General features: G+C 65.7%; 23 protein-coding genes and 1 pseudogene. 18 read left to right on the top strand and 6 right to left on the bottom strand.

The features are described from left to right. Positions 1-20: 20 nt before the first annotated feature. The 3 genes from ASC63_RS15055 to ASC63_RS15045 form a co-directional block, all read right to left on the bottom strand. On the bottom strand, positions 21-446 hold the full coding sequence (locus ASC63_RS15055; protein WP_055816187.1) for an OsmC family protein: 426 nt from the start codon (positions 444-446) through the stop codon (positions 21-23). A gap of 81 nt (positions 447-527) precedes the next feature. Continuing rightward, positions 528-1,037, bottom strand: coding sequence for a DUF4395 domain-containing protein (locus tag ASC63_RS15050; protein ID WP_055816184.1), 510 nt, complete (start codon positions 1,035-1,037; stop codon positions 528-530). Then, positions 1,018-1,518 (bottom strand): TlpA family protein disulfide reductase, encoded by a 501-nt coding sequence (locus ASC63_RS15045; RefSeq protein ID WP_055816181.1) that lies wholly within the window; start codon positions 1,516-1,518, stop codon positions 1,018-1,020. Before ASC63_RS15045 ends, ASC63_RS15050 begins: the two co-directional genes overlap by 20 nt. Positions 1,519-1,629: 111 nt before the next feature. Here ASC63_RS15045 and thyX point away from each other — a divergent pair, with 111 nt between their 5' ends. From thyX to dapF, 15 genes and pseudogenes are all read left to right on the top strand, one after another. After that, a complete protein-coding gene (thyX, locus tag ASC63_RS15040; RefSeq protein ID WP_235492378.1) occupies positions 1,630-2,340 on the top strand; it encodes an FAD-dependent thymidylate synthase in 711 nt (236 codons plus the stop codon). Positions 2,341-2,584: 244 nt separating this feature from the next. Then, a pseudogene (locus ASC63_RS16875) lies at positions 2,585-2,731 on the top strand (type IV toxin-antitoxin system AbiEi family antitoxin domain-containing protein); the annotation flags it as partial. 378 nt (positions 2,732-3,109) lie between these two features. Further along, complete coding sequence (locus tag ASC63_RS16715) at positions 3,110-3,475, top strand: DUF559 domain-containing protein (RefSeq protein ID WP_235492358.1); 366 nt, start codon at positions 3,110-3,112, stop codon at positions 3,473-3,475. Between the two features lie 133 nt (positions 3,476-3,608). Then, positions 3,609-4,586 (top strand): 4-hydroxy-tetrahydrodipicolinate synthase, encoded by a 978-nt coding sequence (gene dapA, locus ASC63_RS15030; protein ID WP_055816173.1) that lies wholly within the window; start codon positions 3,609-3,611, stop codon positions 4,584-4,586. A gap of 47 nt (positions 4,587-4,633) precedes the next feature. Beyond that, complete coding sequence (locus tag ASC63_RS15025) at positions 4,634-6,310, top strand: ribonuclease J (protein WP_055816168.1); 1,677 nt, start codon at positions 4,634-4,636, stop codon at positions 6,308-6,310. A gap of 150 nt (positions 6,311-6,460) precedes the next feature. After that, positions 6,461-9,292 (top strand): FtsK/SpoIIIE family DNA translocase, encoded by a 2,832-nt coding sequence (locus tag ASC63_RS15020; RefSeq protein WP_055816165.1) that lies wholly within the window; start codon positions 6,461-6,463, stop codon positions 9,290-9,292. A gap of 5 nt (positions 9,293-9,297) precedes the next feature. Continuing rightward, positions 9,298-9,945, top strand: coding sequence for a CDP-diacylglycerol--glycerol-3-phosphate 3-phosphatidyltransferase (pgsA, locus tag ASC63_RS15015; protein ID WP_055816162.1), 648 nt, complete (start codon positions 9,298-9,300; stop codon positions 9,943-9,945). Then, positions 9,938-10,450 (top strand): CinA family protein, encoded by a 513-nt coding sequence (locus ASC63_RS15010; RefSeq protein WP_055816159.1) that lies wholly within the window; start codon positions 9,938-9,940, stop codon positions 10,448-10,450. The genes pgsA and ASC63_RS15010 overlap by 8 nt, the downstream gene beginning before the upstream one ends. Positions 10,451-10,594: 144 nt before the next feature. After that, positions 10,595-10,906, top strand: a complete 312-nt coding sequence (locus ASC63_RS15005; RefSeq protein ID WP_055816156.1) for a helix-turn-helix domain-containing protein — start codon at positions 10,595-10,597, stop codon at positions 10,904-10,906. 127 nt (positions 10,907-11,033) lie between these two features. After that, entirely contained in the window at positions 11,034-11,264 is a 231-nt protein-coding gene (locus ASC63_RS15000) for a DUF3046 domain-containing protein (protein ID WP_055816153.1), read from the top strand. A gap of 224 nt (positions 11,265-11,488) precedes the next feature. Next, complete coding sequence (gene recA / locus ASC63_RS14995; RefSeq protein ID WP_055816150.1) at positions 11,489-12,568, top strand: recombinase RecA; 1,080 nt, start codon at positions 11,489-11,491, stop codon at positions 12,566-12,568. Between the two features lie 43 nt (positions 12,569-12,611). Next, positions 12,612-13,280, top strand: coding sequence for a regulatory protein RecX (locus ASC63_RS14990; protein WP_055816147.1), 669 nt, complete (start codon positions 12,612-12,614; stop codon positions 13,278-13,280). 51 nt (positions 13,281-13,331) lie between these two features. Continuing rightward, positions 13,332-14,909, top strand: coding sequence for a tRNA (N6-isopentenyl adenosine(37)-C2)-methylthiotransferase MiaB (miaB, locus tag ASC63_RS14985; RefSeq protein WP_055816144.1), 1,578 nt, complete (start codon positions 13,332-13,334; stop codon positions 14,907-14,909). Further along, positions 14,896-15,843, top strand: a complete 948-nt coding sequence (gene miaA / locus ASC63_RS14980) for a tRNA (adenosine(37)-N6)-dimethylallyltransferase MiaA (protein WP_055816141.1) — start codon at positions 14,896-14,898, stop codon at positions 15,841-15,843. The genes miaB and miaA overlap by 14 nt, the downstream gene beginning before the upstream one ends. A gap of 5 nt (positions 15,844-15,848) precedes the next feature. Next, the gene (gene dapF / locus ASC63_RS14975; protein ID WP_055816138.1) at positions 15,849-16,730 is read left to right on the top strand and encodes a diaminopimelate epimerase; all 882 of its coding nucleotides are present in this window, start codon (positions 15,849-15,851) and stop codon (positions 16,728-16,730) included. A gap of 37 nt (positions 16,731-16,767) precedes the next feature. On the opposite strand, the gene ASC63_RS14970 is transcribed toward dapF, so the two are convergent. Beyond that, a complete protein-coding gene (locus ASC63_RS14970; protein ID WP_055816135.1) occupies positions 16,768-17,391 on the bottom strand; it encodes a class I SAM-dependent methyltransferase in 624 nt (207 codons plus the stop codon). A 43-nt stretch (positions 17,392-17,434) separates the two neighbouring features. On the opposite strand from ASC63_RS14970, the gene hflX reads away from it, so the two are divergent. Further along, a complete protein-coding gene (gene hflX / locus ASC63_RS14965; RefSeq protein WP_082487907.1) occupies positions 17,435-19,027 on the top strand; it encodes a GTPase HflX in 1,593 nt (530 codons plus the stop codon). Between the two features lie 72 nt (positions 19,028-19,099). Here the strand turns inward: hflX and ASC63_RS14960 are convergent, their stop codons facing one another. Both ASC63_RS14960 and lexA read right to left on the bottom strand, forming a co-directional pair. Next, entirely contained in the window at positions 19,100-20,599 is a 1,500-nt protein-coding gene (locus tag ASC63_RS14960; protein ID WP_055816132.1) for an aldehyde dehydrogenase family protein, read from the bottom strand. A 121-nt stretch (positions 20,600-20,720) separates the two neighbouring features. Then, positions 20,721-21,407: a transcriptional repressor LexA gene (gene lexA / locus ASC63_RS14955; protein ID WP_055816129.1), complete on the bottom strand. Its 687-nt coding sequence runs from the start codon at positions 21,405-21,407 to the stop codon at positions 20,721-20,723. Between the two features lie 256 nt (positions 21,408-21,663). On the opposite strand from lexA, the gene ASC63_RS14950 reads away from it, so the two are divergent. Next, on the top strand, positions 21,664-22,065 hold the full coding sequence (locus ASC63_RS14950) for a LysM peptidoglycan-binding domain-containing protein (protein WP_082487905.1): 402 nt from the start codon (positions 21,664-21,666) through the stop codon (positions 22,063-22,065). A gap of 35 nt (positions 22,066-22,100) precedes the next feature. Then, positions 22,101-23,210, top strand: coding sequence for a histidinol-phosphate transaminase (locus tag ASC63_RS14945; RefSeq protein WP_055816123.1), 1,110 nt, complete (start codon positions 22,101-22,103; stop codon positions 23,208-23,210). Positions 23,211-23,212 lie beyond the last annotated feature (2 nt).

Below are 23,212 nucleotides of genomic sequence, written 5' to 3'. Positions count from 1 at the left end.
CTCGCTCCCGCTGCCACGTCTCAGGCGAGATCGGCTTCGAGCGTGATGGTGATGCCCGCAAGCGCCCGCGAGACGGGGCAGGTGCGCTTGGCCTCGTCGGCCAGGCGTTGGAAGTCCTCTTCGCTGATGCCGGGAACGGTGGCATTCACCAGCAGATGACTGCCGACGATTCCCTGCGCGGGATCGAACGTCACGGCGGCCGTCACCTGGATGTTCTCCGGGGTCGTACCGAACTCGGAGAGGATGTTGGAGAACGCCATCGAATAGCAGGCCGCATGTGCTGCGCCGATGAGCTCCTCGGGGTTCGTGGTGCCGGTCGATCCCTCCGACCGCGCCTTCCAGTTCACCGGGAATTCCGCCGCGTGCGAGGAGTCCAGGGTGAGTTGTCCCGAACCCGTTTTCAGGTCGCCGGTCCAGACCGAGGTTGCTTCGCTGGTCAGTGTCATGAGATTCCTCCCGAGCCATCAGAGCACCGGATCGCTGCGGCGGACGCCGTGGCAGATCGTGGGGTGTTGTGACTGACCAGCCTAGCCTTCGGCGGTGCGCGCAGGGTGAACGATTCCCGTGCGCACGAGCAGCAGATAGATCTGGCAGCCGAGGCAGTATCCGAACGCCGAATTGAGAAATGCAGCGACGAACGCGAGCGCCGCCGCCACCACCAGAATCACGGGCACGGGGCCGGTTGGTATCAGCAGCTGCAGCACCACTCCGAGCAGGGCGATGACGAAGCCGACGCCCTGCGCGAAGGTTGGGGGTAGCGCATCCTCGAGCTCCGTGGGCGGGGCGAGTCGGGGGCGCACGAAGCGCGCGAAGACCCAGCCGTACGGATGCCTGCGCACTCCCGCGAAAGCACCCCACGCGAACAGCAGGGTCACTACCGCGAGTAGCACGAGGGCCGCCGTTGTGAGGCCGCTGAGACCGAGGAAGACATCGATGAGCAGCAGCACGGCCGTGATCCCGGCGCCGAAGCGAGGGCCGCGTGGGTCGATTCCGGCCGAAGATCGTCGGGCGGCTGAATCAGGCTGCGGTGTGGGCATTGCTGTTCTCCAGGGTGATGGTGGCGGGGTCGTGCAGAACGTTCGCCAGGGCGGCACGCAATTCCGCGCTTCGCGGTGCACCACCGATGCGGGCCCGCACCACGCCGTCGGCATCAAGCAACAGCGTGGTCGGCGTCTGCATCACGCCAAAGTGCCGTGCGAGTTCCGGCCTGTTCGTCAGGTCGATGTCGAGGTGTCTCACGTCGTCTCGCTCGCTGGCGATACCGGCGAGCAGGGTGTGCGTGGCCCGGCACGGCGCGCAGAACTCGGTGGAGAACTGCAGCAGCGTGGCGCCGCTTCCGAAAACCGGGGGCTGCGCGCCGTCGGCGCCAGCGACATCCGCCGACCGAATCGTGACGAGCCGCTCGGCGGCGGCGCTGCTCTCATGAACCCGGCCCAGGCCCGATCGCCAGGCGAGGCCGAGCACGGTGGCGACCGCGAGAAGCGCCAGCACGATGCAGAGCGAGAGGATCGGGTTCATGGTGCAGCCGACGATACGCGCGCGCGGGCGCCGCGCGGCGAATATGACGCGGCATGACAGGGTGCGGGCGCTAGGGTGAAGCTCGTGCCTGAGATCGAATTCCGCTCCGAGATGACCGTTGAGCTCGTGCGCTCCAGCGCGAGCGATGCGGATGTGCTGTTCGCCGCGCGGGTCTCGACGCAGGGCGAGCAGAGCCTCGAGACGAGCCGTCTCGATGGCACCGAGACCGACGCCGACGACGCGCGCAGCCGCGGGCTCATCAACTATCTGATGCGCGACAGGCACGGCTCCCCGTTCGAGCACAACTCCATGACGTTCTATGTGCAGGCGCCGATCTTCGTCTTCCGTGAGTTCATGCGGCACCGCATCGCTTCGTACAACGAGGAGTCGGGCCGCTACCGCGAGATGAATCCCGTGTTCTATGTGCCGGCGTCCGACCGCAACCTCGTGCAGACTGGCAAGCCGGGTGCCTACGAGTTTCTGCCGGGAACGGCGGAACAGGCGGCCCTCGTCGACCAGCAGACCATGGATGTCTCCCGGCACGCCTTCGAGGCGTATCAGCGCATGCTGCAGGCCGGCGTTGCGCGCGAGGTCGCCCGCATCGTGCTGCCGCTCAACCTGTACTCGTCGATGTACGTCACGATGAACGCACGCTCACTCATGAACTTCCTCTCCCTGCGCACGCGCCGTGACGACAGCCACTTCCCGTCGTTCCCGCAGCGCGAGATCGAGATGTGCGCCGAGAAGATGGAGACACTCTGGGCCGGCCTGATGCCGCTCACTCACGCCGCCTTCGACGCGAACGGCCGCGTCGCCCCGTAGCCGCCAGCGCGTCTCGCCGGCCTGTTTCTTCACCGAATGGCGGAGAGCGCCGCCGACACCCCGAGTTGATGCGTTGGTCCTCGGTGAGGCGTCCGTAGCATCCGCCGATCAGCGAAATTGACGATCGTCGGCGGAGCCGAATTGGAGCGCCCGACACTTCTCCACAAGCGTGCGCTGTCTCGCGTTGTCCACAGATTTGCCCTCCCCACGCAGTAAAGGCTGGGGTCATCGCGACACTGGGCGAATGATGAAACCCGCGGATGTTGCGGCCTTGTTCTCATCCCTGGACGGGGTGGCTCGCTCCGCCGAGCTTGCTCGACTCGGGGTCAGCGCTTATTCGCTCAGGGTCGCTACGCGCAGCGGGGTGATCGACCGCGTGCGGCCTGGACTCTACGCGCTCCCGTCGCGGCTCTCACCTCAGGCGCGCCAAGCGCTCGCTCACGGAGGGGTTCTCGCTTGCGTGTCGGCTGCGGCCGAAGCCGGACTGTGGGTGATGCCATACGAAGGCACGCATGTCTGGATGTCTGCCACCGGGCACGAGCATCCGCACGTCGCCTGCGATTGTGTGGCGCATTGGGACGCGAATGCCGGGCAGGTTTGCGACCGCATAAGGGTCGATGTGGTTCACGCATTGGTGCAACTCGCCTTCTGTCTTGGGGAAGAGCCTTTCTTCGTCGCGTATGAATCCGCGTTGCGACTCGGCGCACTCACGAAATCGGACCGAGCCGCGCTGAGGAAGTCTCTGCCGTTATCGTTCGACCGTCTCTTCATGCTCGCCCGCTCCACGGCCGACAGCGGGCTGGAATCGATCACGCGATTTCGGCTCTTCCGTCTGGGGATCACCGTTGAAGGCCAGGTGCAGGTGCCCGGAGTCGGTGTGGTCGATCTCGTCATCGGTGATCGACTGATCATCGAACTCGACGGCAAAGACAATCACGATGGAGCGTCGAAAAGGCACAAGGATCTTCGCCGCGATGCCCTCGCGGCGGCCCTTGGCTACGAGACCCTCCGCTTCGACTATGCACTGGTGCTCTACGAATGGGACCTCGTCGAAGACGCGATTCTGGCGAAGCTGGCCGCCGGCGCGCACGAATCCTTCGCGGGGCGGCGGATGCGCGCCGAGACACGCCGCTGAGGGCGCGCGTAGTCGGCGAGTCTGGTCCGGCATCCGCAATTCGGTGAATACCAAGCGGTCCAAGCGGTCCAACTGACGCCGGATGCAACGGCCGGGGTGCGGTGCTGCGTGTGCAGCCGGTAGCCTGTATCTCGTGTCTACAGTCGAGAATCCCTTCGGTCAGGTGCTCGTCGCGCTGGTGACTCCGTTCACCGCCGATGGAGAGGTCGACTGGGCCGCCGTCGAGAAACACATGGACGACGTGATCACCGACGGCGCAGACGGCATCGTCATCTCGGGAACGACGGGGGAGACATCCACCCTCACCGACGCCGAGAAGATCAGGCTCGTCGAGGTGGGCAAGGATGTCGCCGCCGGCCGCGCCAAGATCATCACGGGTGGCGGTTCCAACGAGACGGCGCACGCCATGCAGCTCGCCAAGCAGAGCGCGAAGGCCGGCGCAGACGGCAATCTCGTCGTGACCCCGTACTACAACAAGCCCACCCAGGCGGGCCTGCTCACGCACTTTCGCATGATCGCGGATGCCACGGATCTGCCCGTCATCCTCTACGACATCCCCGGTCGCACGGGTGTGCCCATCGCGTACGAGACGATCCTTCGTGCGGCCAAGCACCCCAACATTCTCGCCATCAAGGACGCCAAGGGCGACTTCAGCCAGGTGAGCCGCGTGCTCAACCAGACCGATCTGCTCTACTTCTCCGGCGACGACACGAACGTGCTGCCGCATCTCGCAATAGGTGCGACGGGTCTCATCGGCGTCACCAACAACATCGCGGCCCGACCGTATCGGCAGATGATCGACGCCGTCAACGCCGGCGACCTCACCACCGCCACGGCGGCACACAAGATGCTGGAGCCGCTCGTGCGCGCCATCATGACCCATGTTCCCGGCACCGTCGCCGCCAAATACGTTCTGCATGGCCTCGGCCGCATCTCCAGCCCGCGGGTACGACTGCCGCTCGTGGGCCCCGAGGAGTGGGAGGCCGCAGAGATCGAAGACGAGATCGCCCTGGTAACGAACATCCCCGGTCTCGACTTCAGTAACTTCCGCCCGGACCGCAACGCCGCAGCAGGCGGGGCGCTTCCCAAGGTGGCCGGTACAACGCGCTAAGCGCACGCAACAACTCCACACGCAACACAACCACGTCAGGGGGGCCTATGCCCAATCTCGTATCCGATCCCATCCCGCTTCAGCCGGGAACGCTCCGCATCATTCCGACCGGGGGTTTGGGCGAGATCGGTCGCAACATGACCGTGTTCGAGATCGACGGCAAGATCCTCATCGTCGACTGCGGCGTGCTCTTCCCCGAGGAGAACCAGCCGGGGGTCGACCTGATCCTGCCCGACTTCGCCCCCGTGCGCGACCGCCTCGACGACGTCGTGGGCGTCGTGCTCACGCACGGTCACGAAGACCACATCGGCGCGGTACCGTACCTGCTCAAGCTGCGCGCGGACATCCCGCTCATCGGTTCGGGCCTCACGCTGGCGCTCGTGGAGGCGAAGCTCAAGGAGCATCGCATCCAGCCGTACAGCCTCACCGTCAAGGAGGGCCAGCACGAGAAGCTCGGCCCCTTCGACCTCGAGTTCGTGGCCGTCAACCACTCGATTCCGGATGCCCTCGCTGTCGCCATCACGACGGATGCCGGCGTCGTGCTGCACACCGGTGACTTCAAGATGGACCAGCTGCCGCTCGACGACCGGCTCACCGACCTGCGCGCCTTCGCACGGCTCGGCGAGAAGGGTGTCGATCTCTTCATGGTCGACTCCACCAACGCAGATGTGCCCGGCTTCACGCCGCTCGAGCGCTCGATCGGCCCCGTGCTCGACAACGTCATAGCCCGTGCCCCGCGCCGGGTGATAGTTGCGAGCTTCTCCAGTCACGTGCACCGCGTGCAGCAGGTGCTCGACGCCGCACACGCCAACGGCCGTCGCGTCGCCATGCTCGGCCGCTCGATGGTGCGCAACATGGGCATCGCCGCCGATCTCGGCTACCTCAAGGTTCCCGAGGGCGTGCTGATCGACTTCAAGAAGGCCGGGGACATTCCGGACAACAAGATCGTCTACATGTCCACCGGCTCGCAGGGCGAACCGATGGCCGTGCTCGCGCGCATGGCGAACCTGGACCACCAGATCGAAGTGGGCCAGGGCGACACGGTGATCCTCGCATCCAGTCTCATTCCCGGCAACGAGAACGCCGTCTACCGCGTCATCGACGGCCTCACCAAGCTCGGCGCCACCGTCGTGCACAAGGGAAACGCCAAGGTGCACGTCTCCGGTCACGCGGCAGCGGGGGAACTGCTCTACTGCTACAACATCCTCAAGCCCAAGAACGTGCTGCCGGTGCACGGCGAGTACCGTCACCTGTACGCCAACGCCAAGCTCGCGCAAGACACGGGCGTTCCGGTGGAGAACACGATCCTGGCCGAGGACGGCAGCGTCATCGACCTCAAGAACGGGGTAGCGCGCGTGGTCGGCCAGCTCGACCTGGGCTTCGTGTACGTCGATGGCTCCAGTGTGGGCGAGATCACGGATGCCGACCTCAAGGACCGCAGGATCCTCGGCGAGGAGGGCTTCATCTCCATCATCGTCGTGGTGGAGGCCGCGACCGGTCGCATCATCACCGGTCCGGAGATTCACGCCAAGGGCTTCGCCGAAGACGACAAGATCTTCGACGCGGTCAAGCCGAAGATCGCCGCGGCGCTCACGGAGGCGGCCCAGAACGGCGTGCGCGACCCGCACGCCCTCTCCCAGGTCGTGCGCCGCACGGTCGGCCGCTGGGTCTCGACGAGCTACCGACGCCGTCCCATGATCGTGCCCCTCGTCATCGAGGCGTAAGCCGCAATATCCCCGTCTGCGCGGGAGTTGCGCCGTTGCGCGGGAGGCGTGCCCCACGCACAACGGCGCAAACCCCGCGTGTCCGCTCGCGAGCAGACACCCCCGCCGGGTTCCCGGGCATTGTCGGCACATCCAAGTACCGTTGATCCCATGGCTACGAGCACCAAGTCGACCTCGCGCGCCCGGGGGTCTTCGACGCGCGGGGGAACTGCCGCGCGCAAGCCTGCGGCGAAAACCTCGGCCCAGAAGACCGTGAAGTATCCTGCGGCGGACGCCCGGCCCAACGCGTTCGCGCGGCTCTGGATGGGCCTCGCCCACCTCACCGGCGGCGCGGCTCGTGCACTCGGCCCTGAAAAGCTTGCCAAAGAAGAGCGCCGGGACGGCCTGCCGTTCTTCATCGTGCTGCTCGCCATAGCCGGCGCGGTCGTCGAGTGGTTCTTCATCAACGCCCCGGTCGCTCAAACCCTTGACGCGTGGACATTCGGCGGTCTTTTCGGCCGCGTCGCCTTCGCCCTTCCCGTGATCATGCTGATTTTCGCCGTCTGGCTCTTTCGCCGCCCGAGCTCGGTGCATGACAACACCCGCATCGGCATCGGGCTGCTGCTGCTGCTCGTCACCATCTCCGGGCTCTGCCACATCTTCAGCGGGCATCCGCAGCCGAGTGCGGGCATGGAGACGCTCGCACGTGCCGGCGGCATCATCGGATGGATGATCGCGGCACCCCTCATGGCCCTCATCACGCCCATTGGGGCCACCATCGTGGTGATTGCCCTGCTCGTGCTGAGCCTGTTCATCATCACGAAGACACCGCCGAACAAGCTCGGCGCGCGCGCCCGTGAGCTCTATGCCTATCTCTTCGGTGCGCAGTTGCCCACCGAGGAGGAGCGGCAGACGGCGAAGGCTTCCAAGACCGCGCAGATTGAACTCGAGGGCATCGACGACGCCGACGATGCCGAAGGCGGCGACGGAACGTTGCCGTGGTGGCGGCGCAACAAGAGCCAGCGCGAAGAAGATCCGGCGTACGACAGCCCGGTCATCGTGGACTCCTTCACGGAGATTCTCGGCGCATCCGGCCAGCCCAACGGTGAGTTCGACTCGGCCATCGAGCCGGCACCCGATCCCGCGGCAGACCACTATGCCACCGAGGTGCTCACCGATCTGCGCCACGCGGAGGAGGCGGTCAAGCGCTTCACCGGCGAGGTGCCGGGCGTGCCGCACGCAACAGGCCTGCGCGGTGATGGCTCAGAGGGCGCCACAGAGGTTCTTCCCGGCTTCGGGGCGGATGCCGGTGCCGACTTCGACGAGGCAGACTTCGCCGAACGCTCGGCCCTGCCGCCGACACCGGCACCGGACGTGCCGTACCAGTTGCCGTCGGCATCCACTCTCTCGGCGGGCACACCGGCGAAGACCCGTTCGGCGGCCAACGATGAGGTCGTCGCCTCCATCACAGATGTGCTGAAGCAGTTCAAGGTGGACGCCAAGGTCGTCGGCTTCTCCCGCGGCCCCACGGTGACCCAGTACGAGGTGGAGCTCGGCCCTGGCGTGAAGGTGGAGCGTGTCACCGCGCTCAGCAAGAACCTGTCGTATGCCGTGGCCAGCAATGAGGTGCGCATTCTCTCGCCTATCCCTGGCAAGAGCGCGATCGGCATCGAGATTCCGAATTCCGACCGGGAGATCGTCTCGCTCGGTGACGTGTTGCGATCGGCCGCGGCCACCAACAGCACGCACCCCATGACCATCGGTGTCGGCAAAGACGTCGGCGGCGGCTACGTGGTGGCCAATCTGGCCAAGATGCCACACCTGCTCGTGGCCGGTTCCACCGGTTCGGGCAAGTCGAGCTTCGTGAACTCCATGATCACGAGCCTGCTCATGCACGCGAAGCCCGCAGATGTGCGCATGGTGCTCGTCGATCCGAAGCGCGTCGAGCTGTCGATCTACGCGGGTGTTCCGCACCTCATCACGCCCATCATCACGAACCCCAAGAAGGCGGCCGAGGCGCTGCAGTGGGTCGTCAAAGAGATGGACATGCGCTACGACGATCTGGCGAGCTTCGGCTTTCGTCACATCGACGACTTCAACAAGGCGGTGGTGAACAACGAGATTGTGCTGCCGCAAGGTAGCGAGCGCAAACTCAAGCCATACCCATATCTGCTCGTCGTCGTCGACGAGCTCGCCGACCTCATGATGGTCGCGCCGCGGGATGTCGAGGACTCGATCGTGCGCATCACGCAGCTGGCACGCGCATCCGGTATTCACCTGGTGCTGGCCACGCAGCGGCCGTCGGTCGATGTGGTGACCGGCCTGATCAAGGCCAATGTGCCGTCGCGGCTCGCGTTCGCGGTGACCAGCGTCACCGATTCGCGCGTCATCCTCGACCAGCCGGGCGCGGACAAGCTGATAGGCCAGGGAGACGCACTCTTCCTTCCGATGGGGGCATCCAAGTCGATTCGGGTGCAGGGTGCCTGGGTCAACGAAGCCGAGATCGCACGAGTCGTCGAGCACGTCACCAGGCAGGCCCGGCCCGAGTACCGGCAGGATGTCGCGGCGGCGGTCGAGCACAAGCAGATCGATGCCGACATCGGCGACGATCTCGAACTGCTGCTCGCGGCGGCAGAGCTCGTGGTCTCCACCCAGTTCGGCTCCACGTCGATGCTGCAGCGCAAGCTGCGTGTGGGATTCGCCAAGGCCGGCCGCCTCATGGATCTGCTCGAGTCACGCGAAATCGTGGGGCCGTCCGAGGGTTCCAAGGCCCGCGACGTGCTCGTCACGGTGGAACAGCTGCCCAGCGTGCTGGCCCGACTGCGCGGTGACGACGGCGGCGCCTCGGCGCAGGCGCCGCGACCGAGCGGCCCGACAGGGCCTTCGGCCATGCCCGTCGACGACCGCTACGGGGAGGATCCGGTGGCGGCACAGAGCGCGGGATATCCTGAGGAGGACGGCCCCTCAGACGAGGATGCCTGGCAGCTGACCGACAGGGAGTAACCGTGATGTCGCTCCCCGACGACCGTGGCGGCCGAGCCGATAGCGGTGCCGATCACGCAGACTCCGGCGCGGCCAGCCTTCCGCCGAGCAACTGGAATGTACCGAATTTCATCACCGTGGTGCGCATCCTCTTCGCTCCGGTATTCATGTGGATGCTGCTGGCAGACAACGGACACGACGGTGTCCTGCGGTGGGTGGCGGCGGCACTGTTCATCATCGGTATCGCCACCGACGGCCTCGACGGGGCGATAGCCCGCCGCTACGGTCTCGTCACCGATCTGGGCAAGCTGCTCGATCCGATCGCCGACAAGATCCTCACGGGCGGCGCGCTGGTCGCGCTGTCCATCCTTGGGGAACTGCCGTGGTGGGTGACCATCGTCATCCTCGTTCGCGAGTGGGGAATCACCGTATTCCGCTTCGTGGTCATCAGCGAGGGAGTTATCGCGGCCTCGCGTGGCGGCAAACTGAAGACCCTCTTCCAGTCTTTCGCCATCTCCTTCGCGCTCGTGCCGCTGTGGGTCTTCGATTTCCTTCGCCCGTGGATCTACTGGGTCGACGGCATCCTCATGACCATCGCGCTCATCCTCACCGTCGTGACGGGTCTCGACTATCTGCGGCACTGGTGGAAGACGCATCGAGCAGGCCGTGGCTGAGCCGGTCCAGGAGACCGGGGTTGCTGACGCCACGGCGGCGCTCATCGCCTCCCTCGCCGCGCGCGGGATCACTGTCGCGGTGGCCGAGTCCCTCACCGGAGGGGCACTCGCGGCCGAACTGACCAGGCCCGCCGGAGCATCCGCCGTTGTGCTCGGTGGCGTTGTCGTCTACGCCACCGAACTCAAGCACACACTCGTGGGCGTCGACGTGAACCTGCTCGAGATCGAGGGCCCCGTGCACCCGGATGTCGCGGCACAGCTCGCCGATGGCGTTCGAGAGCGGCTGCGGGTCTCTGGTCGCCCGGCAGGCATCGGCGTCTCCACCACAGGCGTGGCGGGGCCCTCCTCGCAGGGCGGCAGGCTTCCTGGCACGGTCTTCTTGGGAATTTCCTCGGCCGTGGGAACGCGGGTCGTCGCGCTCGAGCTGTCGGGAAGCCGCGCCGAGATTCGTGCGCAGGTGGTTGAACGGGCCATCGCCGAACTTGTGGCCGAGGCTCGGGAATAGCGAACGTCACGGTGCAGTTACAGCTGTCAGGTTCACAAGATAAGTCCAGTCATCACGGCTACAGTTGCTGTATTGGATGCGTGTAGTGTTGGGCATCCACCACAGTTTGTTGGAACGTATGGCAGGTAAGAAAGGGAGGCTCCAATGATTCTCGTACGTCAGGAAATCGGCGACGTACTCAGGGACTTCCGCCTGCAAAAGGGGCGCACCCTGAGGCAAGTTGCCAGCAAGGCCAGCGTCGCGCTCGGCTACCTCAGTGAGGTCGAACGCGGCCAGAAGGAAGCATCGAGCGAGATTCTCGCTTCGGTCGCCGACGCGCTCGGCACACCGATCTCGGTGATCATGCGCGAGGTCGGAGATCGTCTGGCCGTGATCGAGGGTATCGATCCCCTGATTCCGGACACCGTACCCGACGAGTTCGTGGCCGCTATGGACGCGGATCTCGTTTCGCGCTAACAGGTTCCTTGTCGAAGGGCGTCCCCGCAGGGGGCGCCCTTCGTGTGTCTGCTCATCCCTCCCGCTGGCTGAGGAGGTCGTCCGCGGTCGTCTCGAAATCAGCCGTCCCAACGTTTAAGGTGTACCCATGCGACTCAGCGAATTTCACCAGGCCATCGCAGACGAGTTCGGTGCCGCCTATGGTGCGGTCCTCACCCACGACCTCGTGCTCTCAAGCCTCGACCAGCGCACGGCCGATGCCGCGCTGGCCGACGGAACTCCCACGCGCGAGGTCTGGCTGGCCCTCTGCGCCGCAACGGATGTGCCCCGATCGCGATGGTACGGAGCGGGCAAGCCGGCGCCGAAACCCGCGAACTGAGGCGTCGCCCGACGGATGCCGGGGGCATCCGCATGCTGCGATCCGCACGAATGTACGACACGCCGTGTCGATGAGTATCGAAGATGCATTCGAATATTGCTAGGCTCGTCCACAGCAGCACAGTACGGCGAGTTCTCCACCGTTCCCGGGGGTCCCCGAGGCAATGTCGGAGCTCCGGCGTACAGTCGGTTTCGTCAGTGAAGCCCCAGAAGGAGAGAGACGAAATGCCATCACCAGCCGATCGCGAGAAAGCCCTTGAGGCTGCGCTCGCCACCATCGATCGCCAGTTCGGCAAGGGCTCCGTCATGCGCCTCGGCAGCGACGAGCGCGCACCCGTCGAGGTCATCCCGACCGGTTCGGTCGCGCTCGATGTCGCGCTCGGAATAGGCGGCCTGCCCCGCGGTCGCATCGTCGAGATCTACGGCCCGGAATCGTCGGGTAAGACCACCCTCACGCTGCACGCCATCGCCAATGCGCAGCGCGCAGGCGGAATCGCCGCGTTCATCGACGCCGAGCACGCTCTCGACCCGGAATACGCCAGAAAGCTTGGTGTCGACATCGACGGCCTGCTGGTTTCTCAGCCTGACACGGGGGAGCAGGCTCTCGAGATCGCCGACATGCTCGTGCGCAGTGGCTCGATCGACCTCATCGTCATCGACTCCGTCGCGGCTCTCGTTCCCCGCGCCGAGATCGAGGGCGAGATGGGTGACTCCCACGTTGGCCTGCAGGCCCGGCTCATGTCACAGGCACTGCGCAAGCTCACCGGTGGGCTCAGCCAGACCAACACGACCATGATCTTCATCAACCAGCTTCGCGAGAAGATCGGCGTCTTCTTCGGCAGCCCCGAGACCACCGCCGGCGGCAAGGCGCTCAAGTTCTACGCCTCGGTGCGTCTCGACATCCGCCGCATCGAAACGCTCAAAGACGGCACGGATGCCGTGGGTAACCGCACCCGGGTCAAGGTCGTCAAGAACAAGATGGCGCCGCCGTTCAAGCAGGCCGAGTTCGACATTCTCTATGGCGTGGGAATTTCCCGCGAGGGCAGCCTGATCGACTTTGGCGTAGAGCACACCATCGTCAAGAAGTCCGGCGCGTGGTACACCTACGAGGGTGACCAGTTGGGCCAGGGCAAGGAGAACTCGCGCAACTTCCTGATCGCGAACCCCGATATTGCCGCCGAGATCGAGCAGAAGATCAAGATCAAGTTGGGTCTTGTGGCCGATCCGAATGCACCGGCGGTCGAGGCCGAGCCGACGAACGTCGACTCCATCTCCGACAAGCTCGCCGCGCGTAAGGGCGCCTAGCTCGCCTGCGGGCGAGCCGAGTCGCAGCCGGGAGTTCCGAGCGATGGTTCATTTTCCTTCCGCCACGGGCGGGTCATCCGCGGATGACAGCGGTCGGCTTGCCAAGGTCAGCTATCTGCCGGGCGTCCATCCGGGCACGTTCCAGGAGCGCGACATCGAATCCGACCGCGAGCCCGAGGATGGGCCCAGGAACGCACGCGGGCAGCAGGGCGAGGGCGGAGCATCGGCCAGGGCCACGAGCCGGGCGTCCAACGTCTCAATGCATCAGCTCGCCCGCCGCGGCATGTCGCGATGGGAACTCGGCCAGGTGCTCGACAAGCGCGGTGTCGACGAATCGCTTGCCACCGCAGAACTCGATCGCCTCGAGAGCGTGGGGCTGCTCGACGACGCCGCTCTGGCGGTGACACTCGTCTACACGCAGCACACCAGGCGGGGCCTGGGCCGTTCGGCGATTGCGCAGGAGCTCAAGCGTCGACACATCGAGCCGGAGATCATCGAGGAGGCTCTCGCCGAGATCGCGGACGACGACGAACTGGTGCGAGCCACGGAGCTGGCGCTCAAGAGGGTGCCTCAGCTTCACGCGGTCGATGACGAGACGGCCAAACGTCGGCTGAATGGCTTTCTCGCGCGAAAGGGCTACGCGAGTTCAATCGTGCGTTCGGCCATCCAGACGGCGATGGAGACCCGAAAGTCCGGTGTGCGTTTTCGCTGACTCGCGCTCGATGGTCGAAGAAGCGGCACCCGAACGTAAACTAGACGCATCATGAGCACTCCCACTATCGAACGCACGGTCATCGCGCCGTCAGACGCCGCGAAAGATGCTTCCGGTCGCGCGCGCACCTACGAGGTGCGCACTTTTGGCTGTCAGATGAATGTTCACGACTCCGAGCGGCTCAGTGGCTCTCTGGAGGCGGCGGGTTATGTGCCGGCCGTCAACGGTGAAGCCGATGTCGTGGTTCTCAACACCTGTGCTGTGCGTGAGAATGCCGACAACAAGTTGTACGGAAACCTCGGTTACCTCGCATCCGTCAAGCGTCGGCATGAGGGAATGCAGATCGCCGTGGGTGGATGTCTCGCCCAGAAGGACAAAAACGTCATCCTCGACAAGGCGCCATGGGTCGACGTTGTTTTCGGCACGCACAACATGGGCTCGCTTCCCAGTCTGCTGGAGTGTGCACGACACAACCACGAGGCACAGATCGAAATCCTCGACGCTCTCGAGACGTTCCCCTCGACTCTGCCGACCAAGCGCGAATCAACGTACAGCGGCTGGGTTTCCATCTCGGTGGGGTGCAACAACACCTGCACCTTCTGCATCGTGCCGTCGTTGCGCGGCAAAGAGAAGGACCGCCGACCGGGGGAGATCCTGGCCGAGATCCAGGCGCTCGTCGACGATGGGGCCATCGAGGTCACCCTGCTTGGTCAGAACGTCAATTCCTACGGCGTCGAGTTCGGAGACCGCCAGGCGTTCAGCAAGCTGTTGCGCGCCGCCGGTCAGATCGAGGGGCTGGAGCGCATCCGTTTCACCAGCCCTCACCCCGCCGCATTCACCGACGACGTCATCGACGCGATGGCCGAGACGCCCGCCGTGATGCCCCAGCTGCACATGCCGTTGCAGTCCGGTTCCGACCGCATCCTCAAGTCGATGCGTCGCTCCTACCGTTCCACCAAGTTCCTGGGCATTCTCGATCGCGTGCGCGAGAAGATTCCGAAGGCGGCGATCAGCACCGACATCATCGTCGGCTTTCCCGGCGAGACCGAGGAAGACTTCCAGGAGACGTTGCGGGTCGTGCGCGAGGCTAACTTTGCCTCCGCCTTCACCTTCCAGTACTCGGTGCGTCCGGGCACCCCCGCGGCCACCATGCCCGACCAGGTGCCGAAGGAGGTCGTGCAGGAGCGTTACGAGCGACTCGTTGCGCTGCAGGAAGAGATCTCCTGGCTGGAGAACCAGAAGGTCATCGGTCGCGAGGTTGAGCTGCTCGTGGCCAACGGCGAGGGCAAGAAAGACGAGGCTACGCATCGCATGAGCGGTCGCGCCGAAGACAGCAGGCTTGTGCACTTCGAGGTGCCGGCCGGTTCCGAGATTCCGCGCCCCGGCGACGTGGTCACCGTTACCGTCACCCAGGCCGCGCCGTTCCACCTCATCGCGGACTCCAGCGACGGCGCGCCGTTGCGCATCCGCCGCACCCGGGCCGGCGACGCCTGGGATCGTGCCGAGGCCGAGTCGTGCGCGGTGCCCGCCCACGCCGAGTCGGCGCCGGGCGCAAAGGTCTCCCTCGGCCTGCCCACGCTTCGCGTGGCCACCTCACCCATTTACGATGCGGCGGATGGCCAACGCTGAGAGGCGCCCCGCGCTGATCGCGGTCGTCGGACCGACCGGCACCGGAAAGTCCGAGCTCTCTCTCGATCTCGCGGAGCGCATCCGTGCCCGCGGGCAGCTCGCGGAGATCGTCAACGCCGACGCGATGCAGTTCTACCGGGGCATGGACATCGGTACCGCCAAGGTGCCGGAGCGTGATCGCCGGGGAATCTCGCATCATCTGTTCGATGTGCTCGACGTCACCGAAGACGCGAGCGTCGCCTGGTACCAGCCGAGGGCGCGTGACATCGTCGAGCAGATCCTGCAGCGACACGCGGTTCCGATCCTCGTCGGCGGGTCCGGGCTGTACGTCTCCTCCGTGATCTTCGATTTCGCGTTCCCGCCGCGCGACCCCGCCGTTCGGGCGCGCCTCGAGACCGAGCTCGCGCGGCTCGGACCGGGCACGCTGCATGCCCGGCTACGTGAGTTCGCGCCCGCCACCGCCGCACGGGTCGATCCGGCGAACGGGCGGCGGGTGGTGCGCGCGCTCGAAGTGCATGAGCTTGCCGCAGAGGGGCACGGTGGCGCGCTTCCCGAGCGGCCGATGCCGTGGCGTCCGGTCGACATCATCGGCCTTCGCACTCCGCGCGAGCGCTTGACCGCGCGTCTGGATGCCCGCGTCGAACGGATGTGGCGCGATGGACTGGTCGCCGAGGCCACTGCGCTGATTCCGCTCGGCATCGACCATGGCACTACCGCGAGCCGCGCCATCGGCTACGCCCAGGCGCTCGCTCAGCTGCGCGGCGAATTCAGCGAGGCCGAGGCGATAGCGCGGACGCAGCAACTCACCCGGCGCTACGCTCGACGCCAAATGAGCTGGTTCAAACGCTACCCGGGCATCACGTGGCTCGATACCGAGCCGGATGCGACGGACGCGCCCCCTCTCATCGAGCGTGCGACGGCCACCCTAGACTGATTCACATGGCGATCACCCTGCACTTCACCAAGGGCCACGGCACCGGCAATGACTTCGTGCTCTTCACCGACCCCGAGGGTGAGATCGAACTCACGCCCACCCAGATCGCGAATATCTGCGACAGGCATTTCGGGGTCGGGGCCGATGGCATCATCCGCGCCGTGCGCTCGCGCAGCCTGCCCGATGGGGCGGCCGCGCTCGAGGAGGACTCGGCCGCCGAGTGGTTCATGGACTACCACAACGCCGACGGAAGCATCGCGGAGATGTGTGGAAACGGCATCCGTGTCTACGCCCGTTATCTGCTCGCGGAGGGCCTCGTGCACTTCGCCGATGGCGACACCCTGGCGATAGGCACGCGCGGCGGCGTGCGCGATCTGCAGCAGGGCCGCAACGGTTTTCAGGTGGACCTCGGGCGATGGAAGCTCGACGGTGGCGAGCCGCTGGTGCGCGCCCGCGAGGTTCCTGTTGCGCGCCCCGGGCTCGGCATCAGTGTGGGCAACCCGCACGTCGTCGTCGCGCTGGCCGACGAGGCCGAACTGGATTCCGCCGACCTGAGCTACATCCCCATCATCGAACCGTCGCCCGAAGAGGGCGCCAACGTCGAGTTCGTGGTGCCGCGGGATCCGCTGGTGAAAGACGGCATAGGCCGCATTCGGATGCGCGTGCACGAGCGAGGTAGCGGTGAGACGCTCTCCTGTGGCACCGGTGCCGTGGCCGCAGCGCTGGCCACCCGATACTGGGCGGGCAGCGCCGCCCCCGATCAGTGGCGCGTCGACGTGCCGGGCGGCACCGTCGGTGTACGGATGTTCCCTGCCGAAGACGGTGAGCACGTCTCCCTGTCGGGGCCCGCCGAACTCGTCTATACCGGCGCCCTCGAACTCGACTGAACGCGACCGAGCCCGACCCGACCGAACGTCACCCGAGCTACGCCTCGTCGAGGCGATGCCGCACGCGCAGCACCCGGTACCCCTTGCCGGTGGCGGCACGGATGGTGCTGAACTGACTCGGCAGGGCGCCCTGCAGCCAGCGATGCAGCGAATCGGAACCGAGGTTGCGCTGCACGACGAGCCAGGCATCCGAACCCGGCTCAAGGCGTGGCAGCCAGCTGGTCATCAGATTGTGCAACTCGTTTTTGCCCACCCGAATCGGCGGATTCGACCAGATCGTCGTGAACGCGAGCGAGGCGGGAACATCCTGCGGCAGCACGGCGTTGACATTGTCGAGGCCGAGCGTGCGGGCATTACGCCGCACCAGGTCGAGCGCCCGTTCGTTGACGTCGACGGCCCAGATGGTGGCATGCGGACTCTCAAGCGCGAGTGTGAGGGCGACCGGCCCCCAACCGCAGCCGAGATCGAGCAGATTGCCACCGGGAGGAGCGGCAGGGGTGTTCGCGAGCAGCACCTGGGTGCCGGAGTCGATACGCTCCGGGCTGAAGATGCCATTCGCGGTAGTGAGTTCCACGGTGCGCCCGGCCAGGGTGACCGTGAACGTCTTCAGCCGAAGTTCGCTTTCGGGCGTGGCTGAGAAGTAGTGGTCTGGCGTGGACATACAGGAAACGTATCGCACCTTGAAGCAACTAGGGTTAATGGGAATGACGAAGACGACGAGTAGTGACCGCGATGGCGGCAACGATATCGAGCCCGGCACAGATGCCGACGGTGAGAGCCGTGATGACAGCCTGAGCGAGACGGATGTCGTCGCTCGCGTATTACAGAACGCCGCGGCGCGCGCATCAGGCTACTCCCTGTTCTCGACCGGGGCGCAGGCCCTGCAAGGGGATGCAGGGGCCGAGAATCCCGAGGGCGATCACGACGGTCAGCAGTTGGATCGCGAGGAGCGCGCAGCGCTGCGCCGGGTCGCCGGGCTCTCGACGGAACTCGAAGACGTCACCGAGGTCGAATACCGTCAGCTGCGTCTCGAGAACGTCGTGCTCATCGGCGTGTATTCGCAGGGCTCGCAGGCCGACGCGGAGAACTCGATGCGTGAGCTCGCAGCGCTGGCCGAGACGGCCGGAGCCGTGGTGCTCGACGGCCTGTTGCAGCGACGCCCGCACCCCGACCCGAGCACGTATCTCGGTCGCGGCAAGGCGCAGGAACTGCAGTCTCTCGTCGCCTCGCTCGGGGCCGACACCGTGATAGCAGACACCGAACTCGCACCGAGCCAGCGCCGTGCGCTTGAGGATGTCGTCAAGGTCAAGGTCATCGACCGCACAGCTGTCATTCTCGATATCTTCAGCCAGCATGCCAAGAGCCGCGAGGGCAAGGCGCAGGTCGAACTCGCGCAACTCGAATACCTGTTGCCCCGCCTGCGCGGCTGGGGCGAGTCGATGTCACGGCAGGCCGGTGGCCAGGTGGGCGGCGCGGGCGCCGGTATGGGATCGCGCGGACCCGGTGAGACGAAGATCGAGCTCGATCGCCGTCGCATCCACACCCGTATGGCCAAGCTGCGCAAGCAGATCGTCGGATTCAAGCCGGCCCGTGAGGCGAAACGGGCCAACCGTCGACGCAACGCGGTGCCGTCCGTGGCAATTGCCGGCTACACCAACGCCGGAAAATCGAGTCTGCTCAACCGCATCACCAAGGCGGGGGTGCTCGTCGAGAACGCGCTCTTCGCCACCCTGGATGCGACGGTGCGCAAGTCTGTCACGGCGGACGGCCGCCTGTACACGCTCACCGACACCGTGGGCTTCGTGCGCAATCTGCCCCACCAACTGGTGGAGGCATTCCGATCCACGCTTGAAGAGGTTGCCGATTCAGACCTCATCGTTCACGTCGTCGACGCCTCCCATCCCGACCCGGCCAGCCAGCTGACCACGGTGCGAGACGTCATAGGCGAGGTCGGTGCCCGCGACATCCCCGAGCTCGTGGTCTTCAACAAGGCCGATCTGGTGACGGATGACGACCGCCTGGTTTTGCGCGGACTGGAGCCGAACGCGGTGTTCGTCTCGGCGCGCACCGGCGAGGGCGTCGATGACGTGCTCGCGGCGATAGCGCGGTTGCTTCCCGATCCGTCGATCGAGATCGACGTGGTGATTCCCTATGACCGGGGCGACCTGGTGGCGGCGCTGCACGAGCGTGGACGGGTTCTGGAGACGGAATACGTGGCGGCGGGCACACGCATCCGTGCCCTGATGATGCCCGAGTACGAGTCCGTCTTCACCGCATTCGCCAGCGCAACACACTGACCCGCCACAGAAGGGGGCCCGGCTGGCGCCGGACCCCCGTGTGTGGCGGGCAATCCCCGCGCGCCGTCGGCGTCAGTGAGCCATCTGCGCAAGCGCCTCGGCGTCGAGGTGGGCTATGGCGCGGGTGTCCTGAAAGGCTCGAACGCCCTCGATGCCCTGTTCTCGACCGAATCCCGACTGCTTCATGCCACCGAACGGGGCGCGCAGGTCGAGGCGGGTCGCGCCGTGATCATTCACCCAGACGTATCCGCAGACGAGCTGCGAGCCGACGCGATTCGCGCTCTCGACGCTCGCCGTCCAGACAGAGCCGCACAGTCCACCCCAGCTGTCGTTGGCGAACGCCACGGCTTCCTCCTCGGTGTCGAAGGGGATGATGGGGATCACCGGGCCGAACTGCTCCTCGGTCACAACGCGCAGCGAGGGGTCGGGGTCGATGACGATGGCCGGGCGCACGAAGTTTCCGCCGACGAACTCGTCGCCGCTGGGAAGTTCCCCGAACTCGAGAACCGTCGCGCCCGCGCTCTTCGCCTCCTCGATGATCTCGGTCACGAAGGCCTTCTGCACGGGGGAGTGCAGCGGCCCCATCGTCGTACCCTCGTCGAGGCCGTACCCGAGCACCGTCTTCTCCAGTCGCGCCGAGAGCCCGGCGACCACCTCGTCGAGCCGTGAGCGGTGCACGTAGACCCGCTTGGCGTTCATGCAGATCTGCCCGGTGGTGTCGTAGATGGCCGCGAATAGCCGATCGAGGTGGGTGTCGTCGAGTATCGCGTCGTCGAGCAGCACAGCGGCATCGTTTCCGCCGAGTTCCAGCGTGACGCGGGTGAGCGACTTCGACGCCATCTCCATGATGCGCTTTCCGCCACCGACGCTGCCGGTGAAGCACACCTTTGCCACGTCCTCGTTCTGAATCAGACCGGTCATGTCGGCATCCTTGCCCGTCACGAGGTTGAGCACGCCCGGAGGAAGCTTCTCGGCGATGCGCTGCACGACCCGTGCGGTGGCAAGCGGTGCCGAGGGCGGCGGCTTGACGATGGCGGTGTTGCCGGCGAGCAGCGCATGTGGCAAGGCGGCACCGAGAATCGCTATCGGCCAGTTGAACGGCACTATTGCGGTGACGACGCCGAGGGACTGGTAGCTCACGGTCGTCGTGACTGGGATGCCAGGGGCGGGTGAGAGCACATGGCCGTTATCGACGTCGTCGGCGAGTTCGAGCGCGAGCCTCCACCGCAGCTCGAAGACGAGTGCGTCGATCCATGCCTCAACGCGCACCTTGCCGTTCTCCTGCGAGAGGATCGCCGCATCCTCGTCGCGCAGTTCGTCGATTCCGGTGATGGCCTCGAGCATCTGCGCGGCGCGCTCGGTGGCCGACAAGGCAGACCACGCCGGATACGCGGCCTTTGCCGCCGCGACGGCGTCGGCGACGTCCTCCTGGCTTGCGGCGGCGGCGTATCCGACCACGAGGCCGGGCTTGGCGGGGTCGGGAATAGCAAGCGACTCACTGGTCGCGCGCTCCTTACCGCCGATGTACAGGCCCGTCGTTGTGGGCGCCGTTGTGCTGATGGTGTTCGTCATCGCTTTCAGACCTCTCTGTCTGGGATTCATTCATTCTGATTCTGCCCCGTCAAGCGTCGCTTTGGCTGGGGAAGTCAGGAATGGTGAACGGCGAGCGACGAAGGCGAAGTCCGCTCCGGCCTCAGAGTGACCGCAAGACGGCGACGACCTTGCCGAGCACCTCGGCGTAGTCACCCAGAATCGGCTCGAATGCCGAGTTCTGCGGAAGCAGCCAGGTGTGGCCGTCGCGCTGGCGAAACACCTTCACGGTGGCCTCCTCGTCGAGCATCGCGGCGACGATGTCTCCGTTCTCCGCCGTGTTCTGCTGTCGCACGACCACCCAGTCACCATCGCAGATGGCGGCGTCGATCATCGACTCGCCGACCACCTTGAGCATGAAGAGCTCGCCCTTGCCGACCAGCTGGCGAGGGAGCGGAAAGACCTCGTCGATCTGCTGCTCGGCGGTGATGGGTATGCCCGCGGCAATGCGGCCGACGAGTGGCACCATGGTGGCGTCGCCGATGGGCGTGGTGTTCTCGAAGTCCGGCGTCGCGGATGACGACGGCAGGTCGATGAGAATCTCAAGGGCACGCGGGCGGTTCGGATCCCGACGCAGATAGCCGCTGAGCTCCAGTTGATTGAGCTGGTGCGTGACGCTGGAGAGCGAAGAGAGGCTGACGGCGTCGCCGATCTCACGCATGCTCGGCGGGTAGCCGCGCGACGCGACGGACTGCTGGATGACCTCGAGGATGGCCAGCTGCTTTGCGCTCAGGCTCTTGCGTCGCCGAGTGCCGACTCGCTCTTTCGCCGCTGAATTGTCGCTTGTCACCGTGCCGTCCCTTCGTGAAGACCCCAACCGGCTAATCCGAATGTCGGTGGTGCCTGATTGAGTCATACCCAGACAATCGAAACTGTATCCGGGTTAACGGCATAAACAAACATGTGTTCGAGTGTGTCGCGGTATCGGCGGCGTATTCGCTCAGCAATTTCCTGCTTGCGGTTTCGAATAATCGAATATATATTCGGAACATACGTTCGCATATCCTCACAGCCGGTGAGAGCGAAGTGGCCGAGGAGGTCGGGTAATGAGCACAGCAATGGCAGTATCGGTGACAGGCTTTCGTGCCGAGCGCGTAAGCACGCAGCGGCTTCCGCAGGCACCCGCGAAGACACGCCTTCACCTCACTCGGCGGGGCCGCGTCGTTCTGACCACTCTCGCGTCCATCCCGCTCGTCGTCGCGGCCGCCGTCTTCGCCCTCAACGGTGGAGGGGCCGTCGCCACCGATTCGAGCGCGCACACGAACTTCAGCTACGCCACCGTGCAGAGCGGCGAGTCCCTCTGGACCATCGCCGAGCGAGTAGCTCCGAACTCCGACCCTCGCGACGTCATTGCCGACATCGTTTCGGTGAACCAGCTCTCGAGCACTCTCGTTTCTCCGGGGCAGCGCGTCGCCATCCCGGTGCAGTACGCGGGCAGTCGCCGCTAGCATGTCCCCAAAGGCTGGCCCAGTAGCATGATGGGGTGATTTCCTTCTCTGATCTGCCCATCCGTGAAAACCTCCGGGGGCTCTCTCCGTATGGGGCACCGCAGAAGAACGTGCCGGTCGCGCTGAACGTCAACGAGAACACGCATCCGTTGCCCGAGAACGTCGTCGCCGACATCGTCGAAGCCGTTTCCGGGGCCGTGCGTGGAGCGAATCGCTATCCGGACCGTGAGTTCACCGCGCTACGCGATGCGTTGGCAGGTTATCTCGGCCACGCCCTGAGCCGAGAGAATATCTGGGCGGCGAACGGCTCCAACGAGGTGCTGCAGCAGATCATGCAGGCCTTCGGCGGCCCGGGTCGCAGCCTGCTCGGATTCTCACCGACATATTCGATGTACCCGCTGCTGGCATCCGGAACAGACACCGCCTGGATATCCGGCGCGCGTGACGAAGACTACGAGCTCAGCGCCGACACGGTCGTCGCCGAGATCCGTCGCACAACGCCGAGCATCGTCATTCTCTGCTCACCCAACAACCCGACAGGCACCCCGCTCGGGCTCGACGTCGTTGCTGCCGCCTACGAGGCGAGCGACGGCATCGTCATCGTCGACGAGGCGTACGCCGAATTCATGCCACCGGATGCGCCGTCGGCGCTCACGCTGCTTGAGGGTCGCGAGCGGCTGCTCGTCTCGCGCACCATGAGCAAGGCATTCGCCTTCGCGGGTGTCCGGCTCGGGTACCTCGCCGCAGACCCTGCAGTGCTCGACGCGTTGCGGCTGGTGCGTCTGCCGTATCACCTCTCGGCGCTCACGCAGGCGGCGGCAACAGCCGCCCTGGCCCACTCCGACGAGATGCTCGCGATGGTGGGTGAGATTGTTGCCCAGCGCGATCGAATTGTCGTCGAACTGGAGCGCATGGGATTCACACCGCACCGCACCGGCAGCAACTTCGTGCTGTTCGGCGGTGTGGACGAGCCGAACGCGGTGTTCGAAACGCTGCTGGCGAGCGGCGTGCTCATCCGCGATATCGGCATTCCCGGCCACCTGCGCGTTACGGCGGGCACCGAGGCGGAGACCACGGCCTTCCTCGAGGCGATAGCCCCGCTGGCACCGGATGCCCGTGGCGGGGCCGTGCCGGTAAAGTCGTGAAC

Origin of the sequence: Leifsonia sp. Root112D2, from assembly GCF_001424905.1 — a bacterium.
GTDB lineage: Bacteria > Actinomycetota > Actinomycetes > Actinomycetales > Microbacteriaceae > Root112D2.
This window is presented reverse-complemented; position numbering and strand designations above follow the sequence as displayed.

Bases quoted from the DNA above. Each gene is read 5' to 3' on its own strand.
- ASC63_RS15055 (WP_055816187.1), bottom strand. From the start codon at position 446: ATGACACTGACCAGCGAAGCAACCTCGGTCTGGACCGGCGACCTGAAA.
- ASC63_RS15050 (WP_055816184.1), bottom strand. From the start codon at position 1,037: ATGCCCACACCGCAGCCTGATTCAGCCGCCCGACGATCTTCGGCCGGA.
- ASC63_RS15045 (WP_055816181.1), bottom strand. From the start codon at position 1,518: ATGAACCCGATCCTCTCGCTCTGCATCGTGCTGGCGCTTCTCGCGGTC.
- thyX (WP_235492378.1), top strand. From the start codon at position 1,630: ATGACCGTTGAGCTCGTGCGCTCCAGCGCGAGCGATGCGGATGTGCTG.
- ASC63_RS16715 (WP_235492358.1), top strand. From the start codon at position 3,110: ATGCTCGCCCGCTCCACGGCCGACAGCGGGCTGGAATCGATCACGCGA.
- ASC63_RS15025 (WP_055816168.1), top strand. From the start codon at position 4,634: ATGCCCAATCTCGTATCCGATCCCATCCCGCTTCAGCCGGGAACGCTC.
- ASC63_RS15020 (WP_055816165.1), top strand. From the start codon at position 6,461: ATGGCTACGAGCACCAAGTCGACCTCGCGCGCCCGGGGGTCTTCGACG.
- pgsA (WP_055816162.1), top strand. From the start codon at position 9,298: ATGTCGCTCCCCGACGACCGTGGCGGCCGAGCCGATAGCGGTGCCGAT.
- ASC63_RS15005 (WP_055816156.1), top strand. From the start codon at position 10,595: ATGATTCTCGTACGTCAGGAAATCGGCGACGTACTCAGGGACTTCCGC.
- ASC63_RS15000 (WP_055816153.1), top strand. From the start codon at position 11,034: ATGCGACTCAGCGAATTTCACCAGGCCATCGCAGACGAGTTCGGTGCC.
- recA (WP_055816150.1), top strand. From the start codon at position 11,489: ATGCCATCACCAGCCGATCGCGAGAAAGCCCTTGAGGCTGCGCTCGCC.
- ASC63_RS14990 (WP_055816147.1), top strand. From the start codon at position 12,612: ATGGTTCATTTTCCTTCCGCCACGGGCGGGTCATCCGCGGATGACAGC.
- miaB (WP_055816144.1), top strand. From the start codon at position 13,332: ATGAGCACTCCCACTATCGAACGCACGGTCATCGCGCCGTCAGACGCC.
- miaA (WP_055816141.1), top strand. From the start codon at position 14,896: ATGGCCAACGCTGAGAGGCGCCCCGCGCTGATCGCGGTCGTCGGACCG.
- dapF (WP_055816138.1), top strand. From the start codon at position 15,849: ATGGCGATCACCCTGCACTTCACCAAGGGCCACGGCACCGGCAATGAC.
- ASC63_RS14970 (WP_055816135.1), bottom strand. From the start codon at position 17,391: ATGTCCACGCCAGACCACTACTTCTCAGCCACGCCCGAAAGCGAACTT.
- hflX (WP_082487907.1), top strand. From the start codon at position 17,435: ATGACGAAGACGACGAGTAGTGACCGCGATGGCGGCAACGATATCGAG.
- ASC63_RS14960 (WP_055816132.1), bottom strand. From the start codon at position 20,599: ATGACGAACACCATCAGCACAACGGCGCCCACAACGACGGGCCTGTAC.
- ASC63_RS14950 (WP_082487905.1), top strand. From the start codon at position 21,664: ATGAGCACAGCAATGGCAGTATCGGTGACAGGCTTTCGTGCCGAGCGC.